The sequence below is a fragment of the Kitasatospora sp. NPDC127111 genome, assembly GCF_042677465.1.
In the GTDB taxonomy this organism is placed as follows: domain Bacteria; phylum Actinomycetota; class Actinomycetes; order Streptomycetales; family Streptomycetaceae; genus Kitasatospora.
The window spans coordinates 52,263-63,957 of the sequence record NZ_JBHXTG010000054.1; the positions used below are offsets into that span (position 1 = coordinate 52,263).

Annotated in this window: 9 protein-coding genes; 7 read left to right on the forward strand and 2 right to left on the reverse strand. The window is 74.1% G+C overall.

The window, feature by feature from the left end; translation table 11 throughout:
- Positions 1 to 244 precede the first annotated feature (244 nt).
- From ACFVHB_RS27820 to ACFVHB_RS27830, 3 genes are all read left to right on the forward strand, one after another.
- A complete protein-coding gene (locus tag ACFVHB_RS27820) occupies positions 245 to 1,324 on the forward strand; it encodes a class I SAM-dependent methyltransferase (RefSeq protein WP_380327689.1) in 1,080 nt (359 codons plus the stop codon).
- 109 nt (positions 1,325 to 1,433) lie between these two features.
- Complete coding sequence (locus ACFVHB_RS27825; RefSeq protein WP_380327691.1) at positions 1,434 to 2,306, forward strand: sulfurtransferase; 873 nt, start codon at positions 1,434 to 1,436, stop codon at positions 2,304 to 2,306.
- Positions 2,307 to 2,477: 171 nt separating this feature from the next.
- Entirely contained in the window at positions 2,478 to 4,046 is a 1,569-nt protein-coding gene (locus ACFVHB_RS27830; RefSeq protein WP_380327693.1) for a M1 family metallopeptidase, read from the forward strand.
- A 133-nt stretch (positions 4,047 to 4,179) separates the two neighbouring features.
- Here ACFVHB_RS27830 and ACFVHB_RS27835 read toward each other — a convergent pair whose 3' ends face one another.
- Together ACFVHB_RS27835 and ACFVHB_RS27840 are read right to left on the reverse strand one after the other, a co-directional pair.
- Complete coding sequence (locus ACFVHB_RS27835; RefSeq protein WP_380327695.1) at positions 4,180 to 5,577, reverse strand: condensation domain-containing protein; 1,398 nt, start codon at positions 5,575 to 5,577, stop codon at positions 4,180 to 4,182.
- 284 nt (positions 5,578 to 5,861) lie between these two features.
- Entirely contained in the window at positions 5,862 to 6,995 is a 1,134-nt protein-coding gene (locus tag ACFVHB_RS27840; RefSeq protein WP_380327697.1) for a helix-turn-helix domain-containing protein, read from the reverse strand.
- 332 nt (positions 6,996 to 7,327) lie between these two features.
- Here ACFVHB_RS27840 and ACFVHB_RS27845 point away from each other — a divergent pair, with 332 nt between their 5' ends.
- The 4 genes from ACFVHB_RS27845 to ACFVHB_RS27860 all read left to right on the forward strand — a co-directional run.
- Complete coding sequence (locus tag ACFVHB_RS27845; RefSeq protein WP_380327699.1) at positions 7,328 to 8,449, forward strand: alpha/beta hydrolase; 1,122 nt, start codon at positions 7,328 to 7,330, stop codon at positions 8,447 to 8,449.
- 168 nt (positions 8,450 to 8,617) lie between these two features.
- A complete protein-coding gene (locus ACFVHB_RS27850) occupies positions 8,618 to 9,880 on the forward strand; it encodes a DUF4185 domain-containing protein (RefSeq protein WP_380327701.1) in 1,263 nt (420 codons plus the stop codon).
- Between the two features lie 56 nt (positions 9,881 to 9,936).
- The gene (locus ACFVHB_RS27855) at positions 9,937 to 10,965 is read left to right on the forward strand and encodes an LGFP repeat-containing protein (protein WP_380327703.1); all 1,029 of its coding nucleotides are present in this window, start codon (positions 9,937 to 9,939) and stop codon (positions 10,963 to 10,965) included.
- Positions 10,966 to 11,006: 41 nt separating this feature from the next.
- A partial coding sequence (locus tag ACFVHB_RS27860; RefSeq protein WP_380327705.1) for a hypothetical protein occupies positions 11,007 to 11,695 on the forward strand: 689 nt, incomplete at its 3' end.

Genomic DNA, 11,695 nt, shown 5'->3' on the forward strand with positions numbered 1-11,695 from the left:
CCCGCGGCTCGGGGCCCGCGCCTCGGCTCTCTCGGGGGCCGGGTTGGATTCCCCGGCCCCCCCCGCCGGCGGCGGGGGGGGGGGCCCGCGCGGGCCCCCCGGGGCCCCCCCCCGCCGAGTCGCGTCGCCGCCCGGTCGGCCCGCCCGGACCGGGCGGGCCGGGCCGCAGTGGGCTGGGGCGATCGCCGGGGGCGGCGTAGCGTGGCGAGGGGAGGGTTCGTGAGGGCGCCGCGGAGGAGGAGCGATGTCCGTACCGGAACCGGACCCGGCGAAACAGGAGGAGTTCGCGGGTCGCACCGTGCAGGTGCTGAACGACGCCTGCCTGGCGCTGATGACGAGCGTCGGCCACCAGACCGGGCTCTTCGACACCATGGCCGGGCTGGAACCGTCGACCAGCGAGGAGATCGCCGACGCCGCCGGGCTGAACGAGCGCTACGTCCGCGAGTGGCTGGGCGGGATGGTCGTCGGCGGCTTCGTCGAGTACGACCCCGAGGACGCCCGCTACCGGCTGCCGCCCGAGCACGCGGCCTCGCTGACCCGGGCCGCGGGCCCCGAGAACATGGCCGGCCTGATGCAGTACCTCGCGCTGATGGGCGAGGTGGAGCAGGGGATCGTCGAGGCGTTCCGCAAGGGCGGCGGCCTGTCGTACTCGGCGTACCCGCGGTTCCAGGCCCTGCAGGGCGAGGAGAGCGCCCGGGTCTACGACCTGGTGCTGGTGGACGGGATCATCCCGCTGGTGCCCGGACTCCCCGAGCGGCTGAGCGCCGGGATCGACGCGGTCGACGTCGGCACCGGTGAGGGGCACGCCGTCAACCTGCTGGCCCGGGCCTTCCCGGCGAGCCGTTTCACCGGTGTCGACATCTCGGAGCAGGGCATCGGCGCCGCGAAGGCCGAAGCCGCCCGGCGGGGCCTCGACAACGCGCGCTTCGAAGTCCTCGACTCGGCCGAGCTGACCGGCGCCTACGACCTGGTGACCGCCTTCGACGTGATCCACGACCTGGCCCGCCCGGCCGAGACCCTGGCCGCGATCGCGGGCGCGCTGCGGCCCGACGGCCTGTTCCTGATGGGCGACATCGCCGCGAGCAGCCGGCTGGAGGAGAACGTCGACCATCCGCTGGCACCGGCGCTCTACGCCTTCTCGACCTTCTACTGCATGACGGTCTCGCTCGGCGAGGGCGGCGCGGGGCTCGGGACGGTCTGGGGCGAGCAGACCGCCCGGCGGATGCTGGCCGAGGCCGGGTTCGGCACGGTCGAGGTGGAGCAGGTGGAGGGGGACGTGCTCAACCTCTACTACGTGGCGCGGCCGGCCGGCGCCGCGGCGTAGCCATGCGGGCTGGCGGGTCCGGGCCGGCGGGTCCGGGCCGGGGGGTGCGGGTGGCCGGGGCGGTCGGTCGGACGTAGGTTCGAAGGAGTCCGAGCGAAGGAGGGCGGCGATGACCGGCAACGGCTACGCGCACCCCGAGGCGCTGGTACCCACCGAGTGGCTGGCCCACCACCTGGACGACGGCACGATCCGGGTCGTCGAGGTGGACGAGGACACCACCGCGTACGAGCAGGGGCACATCCCCGGAGCGGTCGGCTGGAACTGGACCACCGACCTGCACAGCAGGGTGGGGCGCGACTACACCGACCGGGACGGCATGCAGCACCTGCTGCGCGCGGCCGGGGTGGAGGACGACACGACCGTGGTGCTGTACGGCGGGAACAACAACTGGTTCGCCGCCTACGCCTACTGGCTGCTGCGGCTGCGCGGCTTCGAGCCGGTCCGGCTGCTCGACGGCGGCCGGAAGAAGTGGGAGCTGGAGGGGCGCGAGCTCACCCAGGAGGTGATGGACTACCAGCACAGTTCCTACCGGCTGGCCGGTCCCGAGCACCCCGAGGTGCGCGCGCTGCGGGACGAGGTGCTGGCCAAGGCGGAGGTCTTCGCCAAACCCGGTTCCGACGCGGTGCTGGTGGACGTCCGCTCGCCGGCCGAGTACCGGGGCGAGGCGCTGGCGCCGCCGCACCTGCCGCAGGAGCAGGCGCAGGTGCCCGGCCACATCCCCGGCGCGGTGAACATCCCCTGGTCGCAGGCGGCCAACGACGACGGGACCTTCCGCTCGGCGGAGGAGCTGCGGGCGCTGTACGGCGGGCAGGGCGTGGAGTCCGAGCGCGAGGTGATCGCGTACTGCCGGATCGGGGAGCGCTCGGCGCACACCTGGTTCGCGCTGACCGAGCTGCTCGGGTACCCGCACGTGAAGAACTACGACGGCTCGTGGACGGAGTACGGCTCGCTGGTGCGGGCGCCGGTGGCGCTGGGCGCCTGAGGGCGGGCCCCGGGGGCCGGCCGACGGGGTGGAGCCGTCGTGTCATCGGCACGGCGGCTCCATTTCGGCCTGTTTCTTTGCATGAACATCTCATCGGACAGGAGTGGGCACGGGCTCATCGGGACAGGGATCGATGCGACCCAACCGTCCCAGTGACCCTGGAGGACCACCGTGCGCAAGAGACTGATCGTCTCTGCCGCCGCCGGCGCGCTCGCCCTGCTGCTGACCGTCCCCGCCTCGGCGGCGCCATACACCCCGGGCACACCGGGCATCGGGGACGCCTACTACCCCAACGCCGGCAACGGCGGCTACGACGTGTCGCACTACGACATCCGGCTCAAGTACCAGCCCGCCACGGACGAACTGGAGGGCACCGCCACCATCCTGGCGACCGCCACCCAGGACCTCTCGCGCTTCGACCTGGACTTCGTGCTCGGCGTCAAGGAGGTGCTGGTCAACGGCCGGACCGCGACGTTCGCCGCCACCGGGGAGTCGGAGCTGGAGATCACCCCCGCCCGCCCGCTCGCCAAGGGCAGCCCGGTGACCGTCGTCGTCCGCTACGCCGGCAAGCCCGGCGAGGTCGAGCGCGGCGGCTACTCCGCGTGGCTGCGCACCGCCGACGGCGGCGTGGCGGCCAACGAGCCCGAGGGCTCCGCCTGGTGGTACCCGAGCAACGACCACCCCACCGACAAGGCCACCTTCGACGTCTCCGTCCTGGTGCCCGACGGCACCCAGGCGATCAGCAACGGCATCCTCACCGGCCAGAGCTCCCGGGCCGGCTGGACCCGGTACAACTGGCGCCAGACCAAGCCGCAGGCGACGTATCTGGCCACCCTGGCGATCGGCAAGTTCGACATCAGGACCGACACCACGCCGGGCGGCCTGCCGGTCGTCACCGCCTACAGCAAGGACCTCGGCGACAACGACGGCGCGGCCCGGGCCAGCGTCGAGCGCACCGGCGAACTGGTCGACTGGCTGAGCGGCTACTTCGGGGAGTACCCGTTCGCCTCGGTCGGCGGCTACGTGCCCGAGGTGCCCACCGGGTACGCCCTGGAGACGCAGACCCAGATCTTCTACAGCCCCGCGCAGTTCTCCCGCGGCGCCAACACCTCGGTCGTGGTGCACGAGCTGGCCCACCAGTGGTACGGCGACAGCGTCTCCGTCCAGCGCTGGAGCGACATCTGGCTCAACGAGGGCTTCGCCCGCTACGCGCAGTGGCTCTGGTCCGAGCACGAGAACGAGGGCACGGCGCAGGAGCTGGCCGACTACGTCTACGCCAGCTACCCGGCCGGCCACGCGTTCTGGACCGTCAAGCCGGGTGACCCGGGGGCGGACCACCAGTTCGCCGGCGCCGTCTACGACCGGGGCGCGGTGGCCATCCAGGCGCTGCGCAACACCGTCGGGGACGAGGCGTTCTTCCGGATCCTGAAGGGGTGGCCGGCCGAGCGCAAGTACGGCAACGCCACCATCCAGCAGTTCCAGGCGTTCGCCGAGCGGGTCTCCGGGAAGCCGCTGGGGGCGCTGTTCGAGACCTGGCTGTTCACCGCCGCGAAGCCGGCCGCCGACTCGGCCGGCGTTCCGGCCACCTCGGCCGCCCCGGCGGGCGCGACGGGCCTGGCCCCGAGCGCCGAGTCCGGCCGGCCGGAGCCGAAGTCCTGGAAGAGGATCCAGGAGACCAACGCGGTGCACGAGCACGAGCAGGGGCGCGCGCAGGGGCACGCGCACGGTCGGGCGCGCTGACGGTGTGACGGGTCCGGGGCCGGCCGGTCGCGGGATGCGGTCGGCCGGGCCCGGTCGTGGAGCGGCCGCCCGTGCTCTGTCGTGGAGCGGTCGGGGGATCAGTCGTGGAGCGGCCGCGGGATCGGTCGGGGGATCACGGGCGGGCGTCGGGAAGGGCCCGGGCCTCGGTGACGATCAGCTCCTCGATGCCGTGGAGGAAGCGTTCCATCGCGGGGCGGGGGAGGACCGAAGGGTCGGCGGTCAGGGCGAGCCGGAGGGCGTCCGGGATCCGGAGCATGTCCAGGGCGTAGCTGAGACCGGGGCGCGGCTCGAACTCCTGCGGCCAGGCGAGGGTGGTGCGGGCCGGGTCGAGCGGGTCGCCGGGGTCACCCGGGTCGGCGCCGCCGGGTGCCGTACCGGGGTCGGCGGCGGGCGGCGGGACCAGGTCGCGGGTGTCGTTGACGATGCAGGAACGGTCGGCCAGCGGGCCGTGCTCGGCCGTCAGCCGGTCGATCTCGGCGTCCAGCAGGCGCTTGTTGTAGTACGCGTGCCGGTAGGTGGCGATCGAGGCGGCGTGGGTGCGGCGGACGGCGGCGCCGAACTCGCCGTCCGCGTCCGGCAGGTGGAGCAGCCCGTCGCCGGCCACCGGGCTCACCGCGGTCGTCAGGCCGGGCAGGAAGCGGTTGTTGACGATCACCTGGAGCACGGCGTCGGGCGAGCCGGCCAGCCGGGCCGTCATCACCGCGGTGGCCGCGAGCAGCACCGAGGAACCGCTCACCCGGTGACCGGCCGCGACACGGTCGACGGCCCGGAGCAGCGCCGGGGAGTCGAGCACGGCGTTCGGGAACGGCCGGGTCGCGCCGTCCGGGGCCGGCGGGAAGAGCCGCGGCGGGCCGGAGCGCAGCTTGCGCAGCACGTGCGCGCGGGCGTTCGCGTCGCGCTTCAGACCGCGTTCGGAGGCCTGGAACGCGGCCTCCTCCAGCGGCTGCTGGGCGGGTCGCCGGGTGCGGACGGCCTCGGCCGGCTCGCCGAGGGACAGCTCGGTGAGGTCCATGACCAGCCGGCCCATGCCCGCGCCGTCCACCGCGGTGTGCGAGAGGACGAGCGAGATGTGCCGGGCCAGGCCGTCCGCGACCACCAGGCCGACCCGGATCGGCCACTCCGTGGCGCAGTCGAACGGCAGCGCGGCCAGTTCGTCGTGCAGGGCCCGGCCGGTGGCGGCGAGTCCGGCCGCGTCGCCCTCGCCGGGTCGGGTGTGCACGGGCAGCCGGCCCGCCGGGTCGACGGTCTGCCACAGCCGGCCGGCGTCGTCCGCGTGGAGTCTGGTGTGCAGCGAGTCGTGCAGCTGGAGCAGGTCGGTGAGGGCGGCGAGGACCACCGGCACGGGTAGGCCCGGATCCAGTGGGGCGGCCGTGGTGATGTTGTAGCGCGGGGCGTCGGCGGGCGACAGCCGGCCGACGGCGTCCCAGACGGCCTGTTGGCCCCAGGTGGCCGGGCCGGTGCCGGACCGGCCGGACGCGAGGATGATCTCCAGCTGCTGACTCGTGGTCACCGTGTCGCTCCGATGTGCGGTTCTGGGCCCGGTCGGCGGTGCGGCGTGGTGCGGCGCGCGCCGTGACGCGTGCGGTGCGTGATGCTTCACGTGCGGTGCGTGACGCGTGCGGTGCCGTGTGACCGGGCGGGGCGGAGGTGCGGTGGGAGCGCGGGTGCCGCCGGTGGTGCTGGGACAAGAGTGTGACGCACCGTTTCCCTCCGCGTCGAGCCTCGGGCCCGAGGGTCCGTCGCGGAACCGGGCCGCCCGGTGTCACTGCCGTCCGGTGACGCCGCCGCCCGGGGTCACTGCCGCCCGGTGGGGTGGTCCGCCGCCGGGCGGTAGTTCAGCAGGTTGGCGCGGACCTGGTCGAGGTACGGCCGGATGCGCTGGAGGGCCGGGTCCTGCCGCTGCACGATCCAGGTCGCCGTGCGGTAGGCGGCGGCGAGGTTGACCGCGGGATCGCCGGGGACGCCCTCCAGCTCGGGGGCGATGGCGCAGAGCATCCGGCCGACGGCCGGGATCGAGTCCTCGGGGCTGAACGGCGGGGTGGGCATGCTGCCCTGCCGGTCGGGCGGCAGGTAGTGCCGGAGCACGCGGGGGGTCCAGCGGGCGATCCCGTACTCGTCGTTGTCCGGGTCGCTGAGCGTCGGGTCGAAGCCGCTCTCGGCCTGGAGCATGGCCGCGATCAGGGCCGGGGTGATCCCGGGGAAGTCGCACATGGTGCCGGCCTGGACGATCAGGTGCCGGTAGCGCTGGGGGATCCCGGCGTCGGGGCGCAGCCAGCGCGCGTCGTCCTGGAGCCCGACCGGTGCCATGGTGTCGCCGGGGACGAAGGCGCCGAAGGCCACCACGGCCGCCGCGGCGGCCAGCAGGCCGACCAGGCGTCGCAGGGCGGGCCGGCCGGTCCGGCGGGCCGGGCCGGTTGCGGTGAACCGGTGCCACCGGCGGCGCGCGGCCGGCTCGGCGGGCGCGAGTGCGGCTGCGGGCGCCGGTTCGGGCGCCGGTGCGGGTGCCGGTGCGGGCACCGCCTGGGGTACCGGTGCGGCGGTGGACGGGGCGGGGGAGCCGACGGCGGCGGCGACGGTGACGGTGGCCGCGGTGGCCGGCGCCGGGTCCGGGGTCGGGTCGCCGGCCGGATCGCCGGCCGGATCGTCGGCCGGCGGCAGGCTGGTGCTGAGGTGGTGGGCGTGGATCCGGCGCTGCTCCCAGGCGTCCGGATCGCCGCCGCAGGCCGTCACGAAGGCGGCCAGCACGGCGGCGCTGGGCAGTCGCCGCCCGTCGGCGGCCGCGGCCAGGGTCGACGCCGAGTAGTGCGTGCGGCCCGCGAGCTGACGGTACGAAGGGCTGCCGGCCCGGCGCCGCAGCTCGCGCAGGTCGTAGGCGAACCGGGCCAGCGGGCCCTGGTGGGGATCAAGGGGTTGTTCCTGCCGTCCCACCGCTCGTTCCTCTCTGTCCGGGGAAGGTCCGGTGTCCGCCCGGTCGGCCGTGCCTCCGGGGTGGGGCCGGCGATGTCCGGTGGTTGTCCGGGAATTGTCCGACGAGGTCAGGGCGCCGTGACGGGGCGGCGCGCGGCCGGTTTGATGGAGCCCGCCGCACGGCCGCTGACGGGCCGTGAGCACCCGCCGGACGGCACGCGGTGGCTCAGTTGCACTGGTCATGACAGCCATCCAACCCGGTCGGGTGCGAAGCGGCGCCGCTTTCCGTCCCATCCGACCTGTGCAGTTCTTCACACGCTCACGACCCGTCCCCTCCTCGAGAGAGAACCGCCATGAGCTCACCGCAGTCCGCCGGCCGGCTCCGCACCGCGCTGTCCGCCGCCACCCGCGTCGCCTCCCGCGCGACCCGCGCCACCGCCGCGGCGGCGCTGACGGCCGCGTTGACCGTCCTCGCCGGACCGGCCGCGCACGCCGACGCCCCCGCGATCCCGGCCTTCACCGACGGCTACGGCCTGACCCAGGTGTCCGGCGCCACCGAGGTGCACTCCGCCACGGACTTCACGATCACCGTGACCAGCAGGCAGCTGTCCGGCTCGCACCGGATCCGGATCCTGCTGCCCGCCGGCTACGCGGCCGACCCCGGCAAGCGCTGGCCGGTGGCGTACTTCCTGCACGGCGGGGGCGGCACCGTGGACGACGCCGCGGCCGCGCCGGCCCTGCACTCGGACTCGATGATCACCGTCGTCCCGGACGGCGGGCTGAAGGGCTGGTACGCCGACTGGCTGATGCAGAACACCGCCGTGGGCGCGGCGAACTGGCAGACCTTCCACACCGAGCAGGTCGTCCCGTTCATCGACGCCAACCTGCGCACCAAGGCCGACCGGGCGCACCGCGCGGTGCTCGGTCTGTCGATGGGCGGCTACGGCGCCCTGCACTACGCCGAGGCCCGCCCCGAACTGTTCGGCCAGGTGGCCTCGCTGTCCGGCGGCATCGACTTCGGCATGGCCGAGATCCGCGCGGCCGTCCTGGCCACCGAGCTCGACCTGACCGGCGCCTGGTGCGCCGTGAGCACCTCCGGGACCGGCCAGTGCACGGGCTACGGCCCCTACGTCGACAGCGACGCGATCTTCGGCTCCCCGTACCCGGTGTTCGGCGCCGACCGGATCTGGAACGCCGTCAACCCGGCCGCCCCCGGCAACCTGGCCCGGCTCGGCGGCACCGGCATCACGCTCTACACCGGCAGCCAGGGGCTGATCGACCACTTCACCGAGATCGCCACCGCCACCGTGAAGGCCCGCCTGGACGGCCTCGGGATCCCCAGCCGGTTCGTCGACTACGGCAACGGGGCGTCGCTGTCCCCCACCTGCGACGGCGGCCACAACTACGGCTGCTGGGCACCCGCCCTGGCCGACTACGTGCCCCGGCTCGCCGCCGCGTTCACCGCGGCTGGCTGACCCCCTCCCGGCAGACGCGCGGCGGCCCGCCCCCCGCCGGGCCGCCGCCCCGCCCGGCCACTCGTCCCGCATCCATCCTCCTCCACCCGCATCCACCCGCATCCATCCGCATCCACTCGCATTCACCCGTATCCATCCGTGTTCACGCGCATTCACCGAAGGAACGACATGTCCGACCTGACGCAACCGGACCGCCCGACGCCCACCCGCCGTTCCGTCCTCCGGGCCGGCGGCGGCCTCGCCCTCGGCGCCGGACTGGCCGGCGTCGCGCCCGCCGCCTCGGCCTCCGCCGCCGCGGCGCCGGGCGCCGCCACCGCCGCCACCGCGCCGGGTGCCGCGCCCGCCCTGGCGGCCCAGCAGGGCACGCCGCTCTGCGACCAGCCCGGCGACTCGGCCAGCGCCCAGGGCCTGGGCTCCAGCGACCTGGGCATCCCGTACTACCGGGCCCACGACAACAGTTGGGGCTACGTCTTCGGCGACACCTGGTCCGACCTGCAGCAGTACGGCGACTACCTCGGCTCGCCGGTGATGCTGGCCCAGGCGAACTTCGACGCCTCCGGCGCGACGCCGATCTCCTTCACCTGGGCGATGCCCACCGGCGGCCAGGCCCGCCAGCTGTTCGACTACCGGACCAGGGCGGACAACGGGCACGGCTTCGAGATCAGCCGGATCCCCAACGACTGCATCGAGTTCGGCGGCCGCACCTACCTCCAGTACACCGCCGTCCACAGCTGGGGCGGCCAGGACGACCCGCCGATCGAGCCCGGGCACGACGGCTCGCTGATGTCCGGGGTCGCCTACTCCGACGACTACGGCGTCACCTGGCACGACTACCCGTACCACTGGGCCGGTGACGCGCAGGGCGTGAACCAGTCCATGTACGGGATGTGGTCGTTCGCGGGCATCGACCCCGACGGCTGGCTCTACGTCTTCTCCAAGCGCTGGAACGGCAGCCACATCAACACCGGCGACGGCGGGGCGATCCAGCTGTTCCGGATCCGGCCGGACGACTTCCGGGCCGGTGACTTCGGCGCCCAGCAGAACTGGGCCTACGTCAACGGCTCCTGGCAGTGGACCAACGCGGCCCCGCCGTCGCCCGTCCTGCAGGGCAACAACATCGGCGAGTTCTCGGTGAAGCGCATCGGCGGCAAGTACTGCATGAGCTACTTCGACGTGACCGACTACGCGATCTGCACCCGCACCGCGTCCCGGCCCGACGCCGTGTGGAGCGCGCCCAAGCCGCAGGTGGTCGGCAACAACTCCTGGCCGCCGAACCACTGGGGCCGGCCGCAGGTGCCCAACCTGTACGGCGGCTACATCCACCCCGGCAGCGCGGGCCCGAACTCGCTGACCCTGATCGTCTCGCAGTGGCCCGGCGGAGTGCACCAACCGCCCTACTGGGTCCGTCAGTTCGACGGCATCAACCCGTGACGCGCGGTCCCCGGACGGACCCGGAGCAGGAAGCATCCCGACCAGGAAGGAGAGGCATGACCGGCACCTCCGTACGCCGCGTGCGGTCCACCCTCGCGGCCCTGCTGCTCGCCACGGCCGTGACCGCCCTCGGCGGCCCCGCCCGCGCCCAGGAGCCGCAGCCCGTCGTCCCCGGCCCGCTGGGCCACCTCGCCCCCGCCACCCTCTACTGCGACATCCCGCCGGACCGGGACATCGCGGTGACCCGCAAGGTCTACGAGGTCGGGCAGCGGATGAACGTGTCCGACAAGGTGATGCTCGCCGGCTTCGAGACCGGCTGGGTCGAGTCCCGGATGAACAACCTGGACTGCGGCGACCGCGACTCGCTCGGCGTCTTCCAGCAGCGCCCCTCGATGGGCTGGTGCACCCCCGCCCAGTGCCTCGACGTCGACTACGCGGCGAGCCGCTTCTTCGAGGTGGCCCTGCAGATGGAGCCCGACCACCAGGGCAGCAGCGCCGGGACGCTCGCCCAGGCCGTCCAGCGCTCCGCCTACCCGGAGCGGTACGACCAGGCGGAGGGCAGGGCACGGGCCCTGCGGGACGAGGCGTTCCGGCCCTACGGCACGATCGGGGCGAAGTACGACAGCCTCGGCGGCCCGGGCGGCGTGCTCGGCGGGCCGGTCCGCGCCGAGGAGGCCGCCTCGCTGGGCGGGCGCTTCCAGCTCTTCCAGAACGGGATCATCCTGTGGCATCCGGATGTGGCGTACGCGGTGTACGGGGACATCCTGACGGCTTTCTGGGCGGCGGACGCGGAGCGGCGGTGGGGTTTCCCGACGATGGACGAGGCGGATGCGTCGCGGGCGCCGAACGGGACGCGGGGGCGGTACCAGTTCTTCGAGCGGGGGCTGTTCCTGTGGTCGGCGCAGACGGGGGCGCACGTCGTCCACGACGCGATCTACGACGCCTTCCACGCGGGCGGTCACGAGGCGGTGCTGGGTTATCCGACCGGTGACGAGGTGGACGAGCCGGGCGGTCGGGCGCAGCACTTCCAGAACGCCGTCATCCACTGGAGCCCCTCCCGGGGCACCTGGATCACCACCACCTGAGCCGGAGGCCTCCGTTGGGATTCCTACAGCGCACAACCCGGGTGACCGCCCTCGCCCTCGCGGCCCTGGCCCTCGCCCTCCCGGGCGCGCCGGCCGCGCGGGCGGCCGGTCCCGACGAACCGCTGGGGCGGGGCGAGGTGATGGACCGTTCGTGGTCCTGGGTCGCCGAGCGGGTGCCGTACAGCTGGGACGGCTGCCACGCCAACCAGTTCGGCTGCTACCGCCCCGACTGTTCGGGCTTCGTCTCGATGGCCTGGCACCTGGGCACCTCCCTGACCACCTGGGACCTGTGGAACGTCACCGTCGACGTCCCGGCCGGCGACCTCCAGCCCGGGGACGCCCTGCTCCGGGACTCCGGCGGCACCGACCACGTCGCCCTGTTCGTCCGCTGGGCGGACGCCGGGCACACCCAGCCCGTGGTCCGCGAGGAGTACGACTTCGGCCACGTCGCGGAGGAACGGGTGTGGGCCGACGGCCTGCGCGGCTTCGCGCCCCGCCGCTACAACCGGCTGGACGACCTGGTGCCCTACGGCACGATCGGGGCGAAGTACGACCGGATGGGCGGCCCCGGCAGCGTCCTGGGCGCACCCGTCCGGGGTGAACGCGACTCCTCGCTGGGCGGGCGCTTCCAGCAGTTCCAGAACGGGATCATCCTGTGGCATCCGGATGTGGCGTACGCGGTGTACGGGGACATCCTGACGGCTTTCTGGGCGGCGGACGCGGAGCGGCG

Excerpts from the sequence above, each read along its gene's own strand:
- ACFVHB_RS27820 (WP_380327689.1), top strand. The coding sequence starts at position 245 with ATGTCCGTACCGGAACCGGACCCGGCGAAACAGGAGGAGTTCGCGGGT.
- ACFVHB_RS27850 (WP_380327701.1), top strand. The coding sequence starts at position 8,618 with ATGTCCGACCTGACGCAACCGGACCGCCCGACGCCCACCCGCCGTTCC.
- ACFVHB_RS27845 (WP_380327699.1), top strand. The coding sequence starts at position 7,328 with ATGAGCTCACCGCAGTCCGCCGGCCGGCTCCGCACCGCGCTGTCCGCC.
- ACFVHB_RS27825 (WP_380327691.1), top strand. The coding sequence starts at position 1,434 with ATGACCGGCAACGGCTACGCGCACCCCGAGGCGCTGGTACCCACCGAG.
- ACFVHB_RS27855 (WP_380327703.1), top strand. The coding sequence starts at position 9,937 with ATGACCGGCACCTCCGTACGCCGCGTGCGGTCCACCCTCGCGGCCCTG.